This window comes from Kitasatospora sp. NPDC048194 (assembly GCF_043202455.1).
GTDB lineage: Bacteria > Actinomycetota > Actinomycetes > Streptomycetales > Streptomycetaceae > Kitasatospora.
Window position 1 is genome coordinate 31,733 of the sequence record NZ_JBIDAK010000047.1, and the last position, 15,267, is coordinate 46,999.

Annotated in this window: 16 protein-coding genes; 5 read left to right on the top strand and 11 right to left on the bottom strand. The window is 74.5% G+C overall.

The window, feature by feature from the left end; translation table 11 throughout:
- Nucleotides 1–41 precede the first annotated feature (41 nt).
- Nucleotides 42–1,223: a globin domain-containing protein gene (locus ACGF07_RS33425; RefSeq protein ID WP_392905040.1), complete on the top strand. Its 1,182-nt coding sequence runs from the start codon at nucleotides 42–44 to the stop codon at nucleotides 1,221–1,223.
- An 88-nt stretch (nucleotides 1,224–1,311) separates the two neighbouring features.
- Here ACGF07_RS33425 and ddaH read toward each other — a convergent pair whose 3' ends face one another.
- Both ddaH and ACGF07_RS33435 read right to left on the bottom strand, forming a co-directional pair.
- Entirely contained in the window at nucleotides 1,312–2,136 is an 825-nt protein-coding gene (gene ddaH / locus ACGF07_RS33430; protein WP_350741236.1) for a dimethylargininase, read from the bottom strand.
- 160 nt (nucleotides 2,137–2,296) lie between these two features.
- On the bottom strand, nucleotides 2,297–3,184 hold the full coding sequence (locus tag ACGF07_RS33435; protein ID WP_392905073.1) for a 4Fe-4S domain-containing protein: 888 nt from the start codon (nucleotides 3,182–3,184) through the stop codon (nucleotides 2,297–2,299).
- A gap of 300 nt (nucleotides 3,185–3,484) precedes the next feature.
- Here ACGF07_RS33435 and ACGF07_RS33440 point away from each other — a divergent pair, with 300 nt between their 5' ends.
- Nucleotides 3,485–4,267 carry an SGNH/GDSL hydrolase family protein gene (locus ACGF07_RS33440; RefSeq protein ID WP_350741234.1) on the top strand — a complete coding sequence of 261 codons (783 nt, stop codon included), beginning with the start codon at nucleotides 3,485–3,487 and terminating at the stop codon, nucleotides 4,265–4,267.
- Between the two features lie 7 nt (nucleotides 4,268–4,274).
- On the opposite strand, the gene ACGF07_RS33445 is transcribed toward ACGF07_RS33440, so the two are convergent.
- Entirely contained in the window at nucleotides 4,275–4,715 is a 441-nt protein-coding gene (locus ACGF07_RS33445) for a DUF2809 domain-containing protein (protein WP_392905044.1), read from the bottom strand.
- A 145-nt stretch (nucleotides 4,716–4,860) separates the two neighbouring features.
- Between ACGF07_RS33445 and ACGF07_RS33450 the strand changes: the two genes are divergently transcribed.
- The gene (locus ACGF07_RS33450) at nucleotides 4,861–6,261 is read left to right on the top strand and encodes a DUF2252 domain-containing protein (RefSeq protein WP_392905047.1); all 1,401 of its coding nucleotides are present in this window, start codon (nucleotides 4,861–4,863) and stop codon (nucleotides 6,259–6,261) included.
- Nucleotides 6,262–6,379: 118 nt separating this feature from the next.
- On the opposite strand, the gene ACGF07_RS33455 is transcribed toward ACGF07_RS33450, so the two are convergent.
- The 3 genes from ACGF07_RS33455 to ACGF07_RS33465 are packed head-to-tail and all read right to left on the bottom strand — an operon-like array spanning nucleotide 6,380 to nucleotide 9,271.
- Entirely contained in the window at nucleotides 6,380–7,066 is a 687-nt protein-coding gene (locus tag ACGF07_RS33455; RefSeq protein ID WP_392905049.1) for an alpha/beta fold hydrolase, read from the bottom strand.
- 28 nt (nucleotides 7,067–7,094) lie between these two features.
- Nucleotides 7,095–8,711, bottom strand: coding sequence for an MFS transporter (locus ACGF07_RS33460; protein ID WP_392905051.1), 1,617 nt, complete (start codon nucleotides 8,709–8,711; stop codon nucleotides 7,095–7,097).
- Nucleotides 8,708–9,271, bottom strand: coding sequence for a helix-turn-helix domain-containing protein (locus tag ACGF07_RS33465; protein ID WP_392905054.1), 564 nt, complete (start codon nucleotides 9,269–9,271; stop codon nucleotides 8,708–8,710). The genes ACGF07_RS33460 and ACGF07_RS33465 overlap by 4 nt, the downstream gene beginning before the upstream one ends.
- Nucleotides 9,272–9,469: 198 nt before the next feature.
- Here ACGF07_RS33465 and ACGF07_RS33470 point away from each other — a divergent pair, with 198 nt between their 5' ends.
- Nucleotides 9,470–10,732: a DUF5685 family protein gene (locus ACGF07_RS33470; RefSeq protein WP_392905056.1), complete on the top strand. Its 1,263-nt coding sequence runs from the start codon at nucleotides 9,470–9,472 to the stop codon at nucleotides 10,730–10,732.
- Nucleotides 10,733–10,742: 10 nt separating this feature from the next.
- Here the strand turns inward: ACGF07_RS33470 and ACGF07_RS33475 are convergent, their stop codons facing one another.
- The 3 genes from ACGF07_RS33475 to ACGF07_RS33485 all read right to left on the bottom strand — a co-directional run bounded on the left by ACGF07_RS33475 (nucleotide 10,743) and on the right by ACGF07_RS33485 (nucleotide 11,753).
- Nucleotides 10,743–10,904, bottom strand: a complete 162-nt coding sequence (locus tag ACGF07_RS33475) for a hypothetical protein (RefSeq protein ID WP_392905059.1) — start codon at nucleotides 10,902–10,904, stop codon at nucleotides 10,743–10,745.
- Nucleotides 10,897–11,055: a hypothetical protein gene (locus tag ACGF07_RS33480; protein ID WP_392905061.1), complete on the bottom strand. Its 159-nt coding sequence runs from the start codon at nucleotides 11,053–11,055 to the stop codon at nucleotides 10,897–10,899. Before ACGF07_RS33480 ends, ACGF07_RS33475 begins: the two co-directional genes overlap by 8 nt.
- A 170-nt stretch (nucleotides 11,056–11,225) precedes the next feature.
- Nucleotides 11,226–11,753, bottom strand: coding sequence for a MarR family transcriptional regulator (locus ACGF07_RS33485; RefSeq protein WP_350741217.1), 528 nt, complete (start codon nucleotides 11,751–11,753; stop codon nucleotides 11,226–11,228).
- Nucleotides 11,754–11,836: 83 nt separating this feature from the next.
- Here ACGF07_RS33485 and ACGF07_RS33490 point away from each other — a divergent pair, with 83 nt between their 5' ends.
- On the top strand, nucleotides 11,837–13,177 hold the full coding sequence (locus tag ACGF07_RS33490) for an MFS transporter (RefSeq protein WP_392905063.1): 1,341 nt from the start codon (nucleotides 11,837–11,839) through the stop codon (nucleotides 13,175–13,177).
- Here the strand turns inward: ACGF07_RS33490 and ACGF07_RS33495 are convergent.
- The gene (locus tag ACGF07_RS33495; protein WP_392905066.1) at nucleotides 13,158–14,111 is read right to left on the bottom strand and encodes an alkaline phosphatase family protein; all 954 of its coding nucleotides are present in this window, start codon (nucleotides 14,109–14,111) and stop codon (nucleotides 13,158–13,160) included. The genes ACGF07_RS33490 and ACGF07_RS33495 overlap by 20 nt on opposite strands.
- A gap of 72 nt (nucleotides 14,112–14,183) precedes the next feature.
- Nucleotides 14,184–15,167: a phosphatidylserine/phosphatidylglycerophosphate/cardiolipin synthase family protein gene (locus ACGF07_RS33500; protein ID WP_392905069.1), complete on the bottom strand. Its 984-nt coding sequence runs from the start codon at nucleotides 15,165–15,167 to the stop codon at nucleotides 14,184–14,186.
- Nucleotides 15,168–15,267 lie beyond the last annotated feature (100 nt).

The following is a 15,267-nucleotide window of genomic DNA, read 5'->3' on the forward strand; positions in this document are numbered from 1 at the left end:
TCGAAAATACGAATCTCAGATACCAGTCAGGAGCCCGTCTGATGCTGTCCGCGAAGTCCGCCGAGGTCGTCGAGGCCACGCTGCCCGTCGTGGGCGCCGCGATCGGTGACATCACCTCGCGCTTCTACGACCGGCTGTTCGCCACGCACCCGGACCTGCTGCGCGACCTCTTCAACCGGGGGAACCAGGCCAACGGCACCCAGCGCCAGGCGCTGGCCGGCTCCATAGCCGCCTTCGCCTCCGCGCTGCTCGCCGATCCCGACCAGCGGCCGGACGCGATGCTCGCCCGGATCGCCCACAAGCACGTCTCGGTCGGCATCGCCGACGACCAGTACCAGGTCGTCCACGAGCACCTGTTCGCGGCGATCGTCGAGGTGCTCGGCGAGGCCGTCACCCCTGACGTCGCTGCCGCCTGGGACGAGGTGTACTGGCTGATGGCCAACGCCTTGATGGCCGTCGAGGCGCGGCTGCGCGTCGAGGCGGCCGCCGGCGGCGACCCGGCCGACCTGTGGCGCCCGTACACCGTGGTCACCCGCTACCAGGAGACCGAGACCGTCACCAGCTACCTGGTGCGCCCCGCCGACGGCCGCCCCGTCCCGGCCTCCCGGCCCGGCCAGTACGTCTCGGTCCGCACCGAACTGCCCGACGGCGCCCACCAGATCCGCCAGTACAGCCTGTCCGGCGGCGCCGACGGCGCGCTGCGCTTCAGTGTCAAGCGCGAGCCCGGCGGCGAGGTCTCCGGCCACCTGCACGACCACCTGGCCACCGGCGACACCGTCGAGCTGGCACCGCCGCTGGGCGACGTCTTCCTGGCCGAGGGCGACGGCCCGGTCCTGCTCGCCTCCGCGGGCATCGGCAACACCCCGATGATCGCGATGCTCGACCACCTCGCCACGACCGGCTCCACCCGGCAGGTCGTGTCGGTGCACGGCGACCGCGACCAGCTCAGCCACGCCTTCCGCGCCGACCTGGAGCAACTGACGGCCAAGCTGCCGAACGCCACCGCCCACGTCTTCTACGAGCAGCCGCTCGGCGAGTGGCCGGCCGACCGCACCGGCCTGGTCGACCTCTCCACCGTCACCGTCCCCGCCGGGACGACGGCCTACCTGTGCGGCCCGCTGCCCTTCCTGCGCGCCGTCCGCGGCCAGCTGCTCGAGGCGGGCGTGCCGGCGAGGGACATCCACTACGAGGTGTTCGGCCCGGACCTCTGGCTCGGCGTCTGATCCCACCCGGCGACGCGGGCGGGGTTCCTCCGTCGGCACCGGCCCGCCCGACGCACTCCCCGGGCGGGCCGGCAGCCGTTCCCGGGCCCTACGGCCTGAGCTCCAGGGTGCAGCACTTCGCCCCGCCGCCGCCCTTGAGCAGCTCCGACACGTCCACCGGGATCGGCTGGTAGCCGTGCTCGACGAGCCGCCCCGCCAGGTTCTTGGCGGCCTCCGGCAGCAGGACCCGGCGGCCGTCCGAGACGGCGTTGAGCCCGAACACCTCGGCGTCGGCCCGGTCCGCGAGGATCGCGTCCGGGTAGAGCGAACGCAGCGCCGCGCGGCTGTCGGCGTCGAAGGCCTCCGGGTAGTACATGACGTGGTCGTCGGCGAGCACGGCGAGCGCGGTGTCCAGGTGGTAGAAGCGCGGGTCGACGAGGGTGAGGCTGACCACCGGCACGCCGAACAGCTCCTCCGCCTCGGCGTGGGCGGCCCGCGAGGAGCGGAAGCCCGTCCCGGCGAGCACCCGGCGGCCGACCACCAGGTGGTCCCCCTCGCCCTCGTTGACGTGCCGGGCCCGGTGCACCGCGCGGAAGCCGTGCGCGCGGAACCAGGCCTGGTAGGCCTCGGACTCGGCGGCCCGCTCCGGGTGGCGGAAGGTCGCCACCAGGGCCCGGCCGTCCAGCACGGTGGCGCCGTTGGCGGCGTACACCATGTCGGGCAGCCCCGGCACCGGTTCGATCAGCTCGACGGTGTGGCCGAGGCGGCGGTACGCCCAGTAGAGCCGCTCCCACTGGCGCACGGCCAGCGCGGTGTCGGTGGGCTGCGCCGGGTCCATCCACGGGTTGATCGCGTAGTCCACCGTGAAGTACGTCGGCCGGCACATCAGGTAGCGGCGCGGCCGCGCCGTACGCGCCGGGGTCTGCGTGGGCATCGCTCAACCGTCCTCGGGTCGCCGGAATACGGGGTGCACCCCGCCCCAGAGGCCGCTGCCCAGCCACTCCCGTTCGCACACCCGCGCGGGCGCCCCGGCCGGGTGCAACCCCCCGCGCACCCGGCGCGAGCCCCGGCGCACGCATACCCCTGCCCGGCGGCTACCAGCGCACGGCGGCGAAGTCCACCGGCTCGGTGCGCAACTCCCGGGCGCGGACGGCCAGGGCGCGCAGACGGCGGTCGGCCTCCTCGGCGGACATCCGGCGCTTGTCGCCGTGGCCGGGCAGCAGCCACTCGAAGCGCAGCGCGCCCAGGCTGCGGTCCAGCGAGGCGGATTGCTCCTCGATCGAGTACCAGGTCACCGCCTCCTGCACCTCGATGTCCTGGTTGGTGCGGGACCAGTACAGGCTGTCGCCGCTGAAGCAGTAGCGCTCGTCGGCGACGTACAGGACGCTGCCGAGAGTGTGCCCGGGGAAGGGGTGGGCGACCAGGCCGGGGGAGATCTCGACCAGGTCGGTGCCGCGCAGCACCTGGTCCGCGTCGGGGGCGTACGCGAGGTCGCCCTCGTGGATCCAGAGCCGGGCGCCCAGGCGGTCGGCGTACGCGCGGCCGTGGGCGGCGTGGTCGCGGTGGGTGAGCAGCACGTCCGTGACCGGGCCGAGCGCCTCGTAGCGGGCGGCGAGGCCCTCGCTGTAGCGGGGCGTGTCGATCATCACCCAGCCGGTCGGACGGCGGCACAGGTAGGAGTTGGCGCCCGCGGTGCGGCGGGAGTTGTGGCCGAGCAGCAGCACCCCGTCGTCCAGGGCGAGCGGGAACGGGTCGGTGGCCGGGTCGAGCCGGCCGCTCCCGGGGCGGATGGAGCGGGTCGGGCAGGCGTGCGCGGCGGCGAGCAGTTGCCGCCGCTCGGCTTCGTCGCGCGGCTGGCGGAGCAGTTCGGAGGTGCGGGCACGCTCGACGATCAGGTCGGGCGCGAGTTGGCGGGCGACGTCGCAGTTGGTGCAGCGGTCGTCGATGGTCCAGTGCTCGTCGGCGGTCGGGTCCCCGGCGATGGTCGGGTCCGCGTCGGTCGTCGGGTCCGCGGTACCGGCGGACGGGTTCTCGGTCGGGTCCGGGTGCTCGGAAAGGCTCACGGCTGGCTTCCCCCTGGAAGGACGGCGGCCGGTCGGCCGCATCCCTCGAGCATCGTCCGTTCGGGCCCAAAACGGGAAGGGGGCAAGGATCTTGTGGTTTTCCGACTGCGGCGCTCTGCGGGCCGCGGCCGACCGGCGCGGGGTACGTGGCCCATCTCACGCGCGCGCGGCATGACCTACGGTGGCGTAGGTCACTTGATTCAGTGAACTATCTTCTTCATGCCGAACCTCCAGGAGACCCTTGACCTCAGTTCGTACGCCGCCCTGGGCGACAGCTTCACCGAGGGCCTGAACGACCCCGGTGCGGACGGCGCCTTCGCCGGCTGGGCCGACCGCCTGGCCGGGATGCTCGCCGAGGGGCGGCCGCCGGGCGCGTTCCGCTACGCGAACCTGGCGGTGCGCGGGCGGCTGCTGGATCAGATCGTGGCCGAGCAGGTGCCGCAGGTCCGCCGGCTCCAGCCCGACCTGGTCACCTTCTGCGCCGGCGGCAACGACATCCTGCGGCCCGGCAGCGACCCGGACGAGGTCGCCGAGCGATTCGAGGCGGCCATCGCCCAACTCTCCGTGTCCGCCGGGACGGTGCTGATCTGCACCGGCTTCGACACCAAGGACGTGCCGCTGCTCAAGCACCTGCGCGGCAAGATCGCCACCTACAACGGGCACATGCGGGCCGTCGCCGACCGCTACGGCTGCAAGGTGGCCGACCTGTGGTCCCTGCGCGCCGTGCAGGACCGCCGCGCCTGGAGCGAGGACCGGCTGCACCTCTCCCCCGACGGCCACCAGCGGGTGGCCCTGCTGGCCGCCCGCTCGCTGGGCCTGGCCACCGCGCAGGACCCGGAGGCCCCTTGGCCGGCCGCGCCCGTCCTGTCCCCCGCCGACCAGCGGCGGGCGGACCTCCAGTGGGCCCGCGAGTACCTGCTCCCATGGGTCGGCCGGCGCCTGCGCGGCGAGTCCTCGGGCGACCACGTCGAGCCCAAGCGCCCGGAGCTTCTGCCGCTCTGACGGTTCATCAGCCGCTCCCACCGGGCGCTGTGGCGCGCTGCGCCCGCAGCGCCCGGTGGACCAGGGCGGCACCGAGCGCGCCGACCGGGTACCAGGCGAGATCCGGTGGATCGAAGGTCGACCCGAGGACCAGCTGCACCAGCCCGCTGTGCCGGCCCCACGCCTCCGGCAGCCCGGTGGCCTGGAACAGTTCCACCGCCCAGCTCACCGCCACTGCCCACAGGGCCGCCCGCGCCGGGCGCACCGCCGGCGCGACCAGCACCACCAGGGCGTACACCAGGACGGTGTAGAGCGCGTCGCCCGCGTACTTGGCGACCTCGCCCACCGCCCCGGCCCGCACCCCGAGGGCCGCCGCCCCGGCCCGCACCCCGAGGCCCGCGGCCACGGTCAGGCCCGCCGCAGCGGCGGCCGGAACGCGCGAGGCCGGCCCCCTCCGAAGATCGTCCACCCGCCCACGCTACCCCGCGGCCGCCGCGCCCGATCCCGGCGCCCGCGTGGGGAACCACCGCGCCGCGCCGGACGTCCCTACCCCCCGATGGACCGGTCCGTGCAGGTCACGGGCCGGATCGAACGGAACGTACGGGCGGGGAGCAGTGGCAGACGGCAGAGGCACCGAGGTGCGGCGGCGGTTCGCGGTGGACGGGTTCGCGACCGACCGGGACGGACGGGCGCGGGAACGCGGGAAGGCCCTGCGGCGGCGGGTGCCGCGGGAGCGGCACGCGGAGTTCGCGACCGCTGCCGGCCGGCCGACCGCCGTGGAGGCCATCGAGGCCTCCAACGCCGGACGGATACCGGAGCTGGTGCCGATCCGGGTCGGCCGGATGGCCGCCACGCCGTTCGCCTTCCTGCGCGGCTCGGCCGGGCTGATGGCCGCCGACCTGGCCGGCACGCCCGTGAGCGGTGTGGACGCCCAGCTGTGCGGGGACGCCCACGCGGCGAACTTCGGCCTCTACGGCGATGCGCGCGGCCAACTGGTCATGGACATCAACGACTTCGACGAGACCGTGCCCGGCCCGTGGGAGTGGGACCTCAAGCGCCTGGCCACCAGCCTGGTGCTGGCCGGCCGGGAGACGGGGGCGAGCGAGACCACCGCCCGGGCGGCCGCCCAGCACGCGGCCGGGGCGTACCGCCGGACGGTGCGCACGCTCGCCAAGCTGCCCTCACTGGACGCCTGGAACGCCGTGGCGGACGAGCAGTTGGTGTCCTTCGCCGACGCCCACGACCTCACCGACGTCCTCCGGAAGGTCGGCGCGAAGGCGCTCGGCAACACCAGCGCCCGGTTCGCCGCCCGCAGCACCACCCGGACCGCGGACGGCGGTTGGCGCTTCACCGCGGCCGCGCCGGTGCTCACCGAGGTGACCGACGCGACCGCCCGGGCGGTGGCCGAGGCACTCGGCCCGTACGTGGCGACGGTGCCCCCCGAGGTGCGCACCCTGCTGTCCCGCTACCGGGTGCAGGACGTGGCGTTCCGGGTGGTGGGCACCGGCAGTGTCGGCACCCGCTCCTACGTGGTGCTGCTCACCGACCACCGGGACCAGCCCCTGGTGCTCCAGGTGAAGGAGGCCCGCCCGTCCGTGCTGCTGCCGCACCTCGACGGCGCCGCGCGGGCGGAGCGGCAGCACGAGGGCAGGCGGGTCGTGCTCGGCCAGAAGCACATGCAGGTGGTCAGCGACACCCTGCTCGGCTGGACGACCGTCGACGGACTCCCCTACCAGGTGCGGCAGTTCCGCAACCGCAAGGGCAGCGTCGACCCGGCCGCGCTGCTGCCCGACCAACTGGACGACTACGCCCGGATCACCGGCGCCCTGCTCGCCCGGGCGCACGCCCACACCGCCGACCCCGAGCTGCTGGCCGGGTACTGCGGAAAGAGCGAGGCACTGGACGAGGCGGTCGCCGCGTTCGCCGTGGCGTACGCGGACCGCACCGAGGCCGACCACGCCGAGCTGGTCGCGGCCGTGCGCAGCGGGCGGCTGCCCGCGGAGTCCGGCGTGTAGCGGGGCAGCGGCCGGACCGTCTGCCCGTCGGCGGGGGGGACGGTCCGCACCCGCAGCCGTCGGGCATCCGCAGCCGTCGCCCGGCAGGTGGCGGGCGGCACCCGCGCCGGACGGCCGCTCAGCGTTCCAGGAACGGCGCCACGGCGGCGACGAACTCGGCCGGCCTGGCACTGTGCACCAGGTGCCCGGCCTCGATCGTGACCAGGCCGCAGTCCGGGACGAGCCGGACGAGTTCGGCGATCCGCTCCTGGGGAACGGGGCTGGCCGGCCCGCCCGCGACGGCCAGGGTGCGGGCGGTGATCCGGGTCAGCCCCTCCCGCCAGGCCGGGTCGGGGTCGTCGAGCTGCGCCTTGACGGCGCGGACCATCGCCCAGTCGAAGTGCGCCGGTTCGTCGGCCCCCTCCGGCGGCACGCTCGACGGGCGCGGGTGCAGCGCCGGGATCTCCTCCAGGACCAGCCGGTCGACCCGCTCCGGCGCGGCCTGGGCGAGCAGGTAGGCGACGGCGCCACCCATCGAGTGGCCGACCAGGTCGACCCGCACCAGGCCGAGCGCATCGAGGAAGGCCAAGACGTCCTCGCGCATCGCCTCCAGGCTGTAGGCGGCGGTGCGGCCGCTGTCGCCGTGGCCGCGCAGGTCGAGCGCGTACACGTGGTGCCCGGGGGCGAGGTCCGGCAGCACGACGTCCCAGTCGGTCGCGCGCTCGCCGAGGGCGTGCAGCAGGACCAGCGGCGGCCCGCCGATCCGTCCGCTCTCGCGGTAGGCGAGCGTGACCTCGGGAAGTTCCACCGTCCGTACGTTCGTCATGCCCGCCACGGTACGGGCCCACGGGCCGTCACCGGACGGCTGTTCGCCCTCGGCTCACCGCGACGGGCTCCTCCCCGGGGCGCACCCGCTCGGCGGCCCGCCCGGCGAACACCGAGGTCAGCACCGCGAGTCCGGCCACCGCGGCGCACACCGCGCCGGCGGCCAGGTAGGCGGAGCGGTGGTCGCCGCCCCCGGAGGTCGCCCGCAGGTAGACCCCGGACAACGCGGAGACCGCGACGGCGGCCGCGATGCGCTGGGTCATCTGCAGGATCGCCCCGCTCACCCCCGCCGCCTCGGCGGGCGCGTGACGCAGCACGAACGCCTGGTTGGTGGGGCCCATCAGACCCACCGAGGCGCCGCTGAGCAGTTGCAGGAGGGCGAGCAGCCAGGGCAGCGCGGCGGCCGGGGCCCAGTGGCCGACCAGTCCGCTGCCGAGCATGGCCAGGGCGGAGCCGGCCATCCCGAGGGTGACGGTGCGTCGCCCGATGCGCTGCACCACCCGCCAGGCGAGCGCGGAGGCGGCCGCCATGGCCAGGGCGGAGGGCAGGGCGACCAGGGCGGCGCCCAGCGGGGACAGGCCCAGGCCGTCCTGGAGGAACATGGTGAGGACGAGCGAGGCGGCCAGCGAGGAGCCGAACTGGGCCATCGCGGTGGCCGTGCCGAGCGCGTACGGCGCGGAACGGGTGAGCGCCGGGTGGATCAGCGGGTGGCCGCCCCGGCGGGCGTAGCGGCGCTGCCACCGGATCAGCGTGCCGAGCAGCAGCAGGGCGGCGGCCGTGAAGCCGATCCAGCCGGTCCAGCCGGGTGGCTGGACGAAGGGCAGCATCAGGACGAGGGTGAGCGCGCCGACCAGCAGCAGGCCAGTCAGGTCGAGGTCGGTCTGCCGGGCGCTGGGTCGCGGCCTGGGCAGGTGCCGGGCGGCCAGGACGACGGTGGCCAGGCCGAACGGGACGTTCAGCAGGAAGGTCAGGCGCCAGCCGAGTCCGGGGCCGGCCGCCGCCAGCACCAGCCCGCCGACGGGCGGGCCGAGGGCGAAGGCGAGGCTGCCGGTGACGGCGTACATGCCGAGCGCTCGGGCGCGCAGCTGACCGTCGAAGACGTCCTGGAGGGTGCCGATCATCTGGGAGTTGACGAGCCCGGCGCCCGCGCCCTGGAGCAGCCGGGCGGCGATCAGCACCGCGGGATCGGTGGCGGTCGCGGAGACCAGGCTGACCGCGGTGAACAGGGCGAGCCCGGCGACGAAGAACCACTTGCGGCCCTTGACGTCACCGAGCCGGCCCCCGGGGACCAGGGCGAGGCCGAAGGCCAGCGAGTAGCCGGCGACGATCCACTGCAGGTGGGCGGGGTGGGCGTGGAGGGTCTCGCGGAGGGCGGGGACCGAGGTGTTGAGGACGGACTGGTCGAGCAGCGTGGTGAAGCCGCCGGCGACGCAGACCAGCAGCACGCGGCGCCCGGCGGCGTCGAAGCGCTCCTTGCGCGGCGTGGCCGTCGGGGCGCCGTCGGCTGACCCGCCGTCGACTGACGGGACGACTGACGGGACGTCGAGTGGCGGAGCGTCGATCGACGGGACGCCGGCCGCCGGGTCGCCGTCCAAGTCGGGGCGTATCGGTCCGCCGGCCGCCGGGCCGGTGGCGGCGGCGCTCACGGCTCGACCACCAGGAGTGCGTACCGGGCGCAGCCGGGGCCCAGGCTGCGGAAGCGGCTGGTGCCGGAGCCGTAGCGGAGGCAGTCACCGGGGCCGAGCAGCTGCGCCTCGCCGTCCAGGGTGAGCTCCAGGGCTCCCTCGAACAGCCACAGGTGGTGCTCCAGTCCGGGTGGGCAGGGGCGGTCGTACGCGATGTCCGCACCGGCCGGGAGCAGTCCCTCGATCACCTCGCCGCGCAGCGACCCGTGCGGCGGCGACACCGAGCGGCGCACGAAGCCGGTCGCCTCGTCCCGCCACACCCGCTGCTCGTCGGCCCGCACCAGCCGGGCCGGTTCGGACTCCACCTCGGCGAGCAGACGGGACATGGTCCGCCCGTACACGGCGCAGAGCCGCCCGAGCAGGGCGGCGGTGGGGCTGACCTCGGCCCGCTCCACCCGGGACAGCGTGGACCGGCTGACGTCCGCCCGGCACGCCAACTCCTCAAGCGTCCAGCCGCGTTGGAGACGGAGTTCGGCGAGGCGTCGGGCCAGCCGCTCGTCGGCGGCCGTGTCGATTCCCATATCCGCGATGCTATCCCGGATGTGAGATCACCTTCGCGGCCTTTCCCGGCCCCGGTCACCTTCGCGGCCTTTCCCGGCGGCGGTCACGGTCTGACGACGGCTCGTCCCCGGCCACGCCGGCCCAGCAGGCGCTGATCATATGATGTTCACCGATAAAGTGGCCGGTCAGCGGCCCCATGGGCGAGGGGGACCACCATCGTGTTCGGCATCATCAGACCGTGCAGGCACCGGCTGTCCGAGCAGCTCCAGACTTCCTGGATGGCGCACCTGTGCGGGCTCTGCCTCGCGCTGCGCGACGACCACGGCCAACTCGCCCGGACCGCCACCAACTACGACGGTCTGATCATCTCTGTCCTGGTCGAGGCCCAGGCCGCCCGGGAGGACTCCTCCTGGCGGCGCACCGCCGGACCGTGCCCGCTGCGCGGCATGCGGACCGCCTCCGTCGCCAAGGGCGAGGGCGCCCGGCTGGCCGCCGCCGTCTCGCTCGCGCTCGCCTCGGTGAAGATCCGCGATCACGTCGAGGACCGGGACGGCGTCTTCGCCCGCCGGCCGGTGGCCGCCGGAGCCCGGGTGGTGACCAGGCGTTGGGAGCGGAAGAGTTCGGGCACCGCCTCCGCGGTCGGCTTCGACACCGCCGTGCTGCTCGACGCCGCCTCCCGGCAGGGCGGGCTGGAACGCTCGCTGCTGCCCGGCAGTTCGGTGCTGCTGGTCACCGAGCCGACCGAGACCGCCACCTGCGCCGCCTTCGCCCACACCGCGGTGATCGCCGGGCGCCCCGGCAACGCCGCCCCGCTCGCCGAGGCCGGACGGCTGTTCGGCCGGCTCGCCCACCTCCTCGACGCCGCCGAGGACCAGGCCGCCGACGCCGCCTCGGGCGCCTGGAACCCGCTGACCGCCACCGGCACCGACCGCGCCGAGGCCGAACGGCTCTGCCGGGACGCGGTCCACGGCATCCGGCTCGCCCTGCGGGAGGTCGAGCTGAGCGACCGCGCGCTCGTCCACGTGCTCCTGGCGCACGAGACCGAACGCGCGGTCGACCGGGTCTTCGGCCGGCCCGCGCACGGGGCGGCCTGTCGGCACGGTTCCCACGGCGAGCACCCGCAGGACGCGCCGCCCCGCCAGGTGCCGCCCGGCGCCCCTGGCCAGCCGCACCCTGGCCAGGACCCGAACGCGCCGGTCTCCCCGTGGCTGCCGCAGGGCCCCGGCTTCACGCCGCCGGGACAGAAGCCGCCGCCGCCGCGCAACCTGCTCGCCGGGTGCGCGGTCTGGGCGCTGCTGGCCTGCACCTGCCAGCTGCTCTGCTGCGAGCACGAGCATCCGTTCACCCGCGAACGCCGCAAGGGCTTCTGCGAGCGGCACGACTGCTGCGACTGCGAATGCGGTGACTGCGGCGATTGCTGCGGCAGTTGCAACGACTGCGGTTGCTGCTGCGACGGGTGCGACTGCGGTTGCGACTGCTGACGACGGCCCGTCAGCCGCCCTGCCGGTCCTGCCGGTCCCGCCCGGCCCGGTCGGACGCCGCCGGCCCGGGGTGCCCCCGCAGCACCCCGGGCCGCTTCGCGTCCTCCTGCCGTGCGTCCCGCCGCCAGAGCGGCAGCACCACCACCGGCCGCACCTCGACGGCCTCAGGCATCACGCCGCCCCGCCGACTCGCGGTCCGCCGCCAAGGAGTGCTCCAGCCCGGCCAGCAACTGCCGGAACCGATCGGCGTCCTGCTCCGTGATCCGCCCCGCCATCCGCCCCTCGGGCGCCGCCCCCGGCCGCTCGGCCGTCCTGTCGTCCATGCCCCCGACGCTAGGCGGCAGTGATCAACAGGCGATAAACGCGCCGCCCCCGGACCGACCGGACTCGGCGCCCGGAGCACGCCGTTCCGGAGCCGCGGTCACCGAGAGCCGCGGTCACCGAGAGCCGCGGTCACCGGAACCGCCAGGCGGTCGTTGGAACCGCCGGGCGGTCACCCGCCGGCCGTCGCCTCCTGAGCCAGCATCACCTTCCGCAGCAGGCCCGACAGGGTGCGCCGCTCGTCCTCGCTCAGCACGCCGAGCAGCCGCCGCTCCTCGCGCCCGACCACGTCGAGGGCCTCCTGCCAGGCGGCTCGCCCGGCCTCCGTCAGGACGATGTCGACCTTCCGGCGGTCCTCCGTGGACGGCGTGCGGAGGACGAACCCGCGGCGCTCCAGGGATTCCAGGCGTCCGGTGACGGAGGCGGGTGCGAGGTTGAGGTCGGCGCGCAGGTCGGAGGGGGCGGCGTGGCCACCACGGCCGGCCAGCACGTGGAGGGTGTCGAACTCGTGCTTGTGCAGGCCGTAGTCGGAGACGCCCTGCTCCCGGACCCGGCCGAGGTGGTGGGTGAGCCGCGACATCCGGGTCACCGCCCCCTCGATGTCGGGGTCGAGGTCGGCCAGCACCGGCAGCCAGCGCTCGACGTGGCCGTCCGTCCAGTCCCGGGGCGGGTGCGGCTGAGGGGTCGGGTGCTCGGGCATGGGAGGAGTCTACAAAGGCGACACTTCTGTCGGCGCCGAAATATTCGTTGCCAAAATTTCGCTACCGAAATAAAGTCCCGCACATGTCCCAACACCCCTTGCGCCTCCCAGGGTTCCGTCTGCTCCTGGTCGGCCGTACGGTCTCCACTCTCGGTGACGCCGCCGTGCCCGCCGCCCTGGCCATCGCCATCACCCGTGCCACGGGCTCCTCCGGGGCCCTCGCCCTCGTCCTCGGCTGCGCCATGGTGCCCAGGCTCCTCCTGCTGCCCCTGGGCGGGGTGGTCGGCGACCGCTTCGACCCGCGCCTCGTCGCCCTCACCACCGACCTGCTGCGCGCCGCCACCCAGCTGCTCGTCGGCCTCGAACTCCTCGGCGGCCGCCCGGTCCTCACCCACATCGCCGTCGCCGAGGTGATCGGCGGCGCCGCCTCCGCCTTCGCCATGCCGACGGCCTCGCCACTGGTCAGGGGCACCGTCCCGGCCGAGCACCGGCTGCGCGCCAACGCCCTGCTCGGCTCGGCCACCAGCGCCGCCCGGCTCGGCGGCCCGGCCCTCGCGGGGGTCCTGGTCCTCACGGCCGGACCGGGCTGGGCCTTCGTCCTCGACAGCGCCTCGTTCCTGCTGAGCGCGGCCCTGCTCACCCGGATCACCGTCAACCACGTGCCCACCGGCCCGAGCTCGCTGCGCCGGAACCTCGCCGAGGGCTGGAGCGAGGTGCGCTCCCGGGACTGGTACTGGACCAGCCTGATCGCCCACGGCGTCTGGAACGGAGCGAGCGCCGTCGCGCTGACCCTCGGCCCGCTGATCGCCGCCACGCGTCTGGGCGGGGACGGCGTCTGGGTGGCGATCACCCAGGCCGCGGCGGTGGGGCTCCTGGTGGGCTCGCTGGTCGCCGGCCGGGTCCGGCCCCGGCGCCCGGTCCTGATCGGCAACCTCGCCCTCGCCCTGTACGGGCTTCCGCTGCTGGCGCTGGCCGTACCGGCGCCCGCGCCGGTTGCGGTGCTCGCCTACGGGGTGGCGACGGCCGGGCTGGGCTTCCTCAACCCGGTCTGGGAGACGGTGGTCCAGCAGGACTTCCCGCCCCGGGTGCTGGCCCGGGTGACCTCCTACGACTGGCTGCTCTCGCTGGCCGCTGCACCCGTCGGGTACGTCCTGGCGCCGCTGGCCGCCGACGCCTGGGGCAGCCGGGTGCCGCTGCTGACCGCGGCGGTCCTGGTGACCGCGGTGTGCGCGGGCACGGCGGCGGTACCGGGGGTGCGCCGACTCGGCACCGCGCCCGCGGCACCGGAAGCGGCAACGCCGGAAGCAGCGCCGGGAGCGCCGGGACCGGCGGCCGCGCAGCAGCCGCCGGTCCCGGTCGACTCCCGGACGCCCTGGGCGCCCCAGGCGCCCTGCGAGCGGGAGGTCAGTTCCAGATGCCGGTGATGTCCGCCGCGCTCGCCGCGTTGCCCGCGTGGCCGCTCGCCCCGGAGAGGTCCTCCAGCGTACGCAGCACGTTGTAGTGGTTGTAGCTGGTGGCCGAGCTGCTGCCGGGGGCGACGTGCGCGCCGTAGAACACGGTCGGGATCCGGTTCCCGGACAGGCTGTTGTCCTCGTCGAAGGTGACCACCAGCAGGCTGTTGTGGGTCTGCGCCCAGCTGGCGTACGCCCCCAGGTTGTTCTTGATCCAGGTGTCGCCGGTGCTGACCGAGCAGTCGTGCATGTCGCTGCACAGGTTCGGGATGACGAAGGAGACGTTCGGCAGGGTGGTGTAGTCGGTCGGGAACTGGGCGAAGGTCTTCGCCGAGCTGAGCGGGACGTTGCCGAAGCCGAACCAGGGGTTGTGCTTCTGTGCGTACTTGCCGCTGCTGCAGACCGTGCTGCCCTGGCTGGGCAGGGTCTCGTTGTAGCTGGCCCAGGTCCTGCCGGCGGCGGCCACCTCGGAGGCCAGGTTCGGGGCCTGGAACCCGCCGACCGTCACGCAGCTGTCGTCGACCCTGCCCTGGGTGGAGCCGGAGAACAGGGCGTAGTAGTTCGGCTCGCTGGGGTGGGTGATGGCGAAGGACTGGGTGAGGTTGCCGCCGCCCGCCTTCAGGGTGTTGTTGAGGTAGGGCGCGCTGCTGCTGCCGATGATCTGGGTGTAGGCGTGGTTCTCCATCACCACGACCACGATGTGGTCGGGCGTGGGCAGCCCGGCCGCCTGGGCGGTGGTGGCGGTGGCGGCCCAGAGCCCGCCGGAGGCGGCGACCAGGGCGACGGCCGAGCCGATCGCGGTCGCGGCGCGGCGGGAGCGGGGGCGGCGGCCGTCGCCCGGGCGGGCGCCGTTCGGCGGGGTGTCGTTCGGCGGGGTCTCGTTCAGGGGCTTCGCAGACGGAGTCATGACAATCCTCGGGTGAGAACGGCTCGGGGAGACGTGCGCTGTGGAGCTCTGGGCGTTCGGGAACGGCCCGGCCTAGTAGGGGCTGCCGTTGGCGAAGTCGGTGGCGAAGGTCGACTCGACGGTGCCGAGCACCCCGGGGTCGGAGACGATCAGGCCCAGCTCGCGGTTGTGGTTCAGCGAGTTGTCGGAGAAGTTCTCCGAACCGGCGAACACCTTCGCCGTGGCGGTGCCGTAGTCGGCGACGACCGCCTTGGCGTGGATGTACAGGCCGGTGGTCGAGGAGTAGCTGACCACCCTGGCGCCGGCAGCGGTGACCTGGTCGAACTGCGAACCGTAGGTGTCCGGGTTCATACCCACGATCCGCACGGCGACACCGCGCTCGGCGGCGGCGGTGACCGCGTCCACCAGGGCCGGGTCCCCGAACTCCAGCTGTTCCACGTCCAGCGTGGTCCGCGCGCCGTTGATCAGCGCCAGCAGGCGGGTCTGGGAGTCGGTGGGCGACCACACCAGGTTGTCGCCGTCCGACGGGGTGACGGAGGTCCTGGCGTAGTCGGCCGCGAAGACCCGCTCGATCGCGGCGACGTCGTTGGCGTCGGTGTCGACGACGCCGTAGTCGCGGTCGTTCGCGTAGTAGGTCGAGTCCAGGTTGCCGGTCATGATCAGCGACGTGGCGCCGTCCACGGTGACGGTCTTCTGGTGGGTGTAGACGAACGCCGAGGAGGAGTACGTCACGCCCACGCCGGCCGCCTTCAGCGCGTTGTAGGCGGAGCCGTTGACCGAGGTGTGCTGCCCGTCCAGGATCACCCGGACCCTGACCCCGGCTCGCTGGCGGGCGATCAGGGCGTTGACGGCGGTGGTGTCGCGCAGTTCGTACATGGTCACGTCGACGGTCCTGGCCGCCGAGCCGATCAGGTCGTAGACCACCGTGTGGTCCTGGTCGGGGAAGACGACCGCGGTGTACGTGCCGGTGGCGTGGGCGGTGCCGGTGGCGGACAGCAGGCCGGCGGCGGCCAGCAGCAGGGCGCCGGCCCGGCGCGCGGAGGTGGCCAGGGACATGGGGACTCCATAAGGTGTTGGGTGGCCCGGGAGGGCCGGATGTGGCTAATGGGGTCTTGCCTTCAGTGGCTCCTCCGGAGTGGCCGTCCGGCTCTCCGGG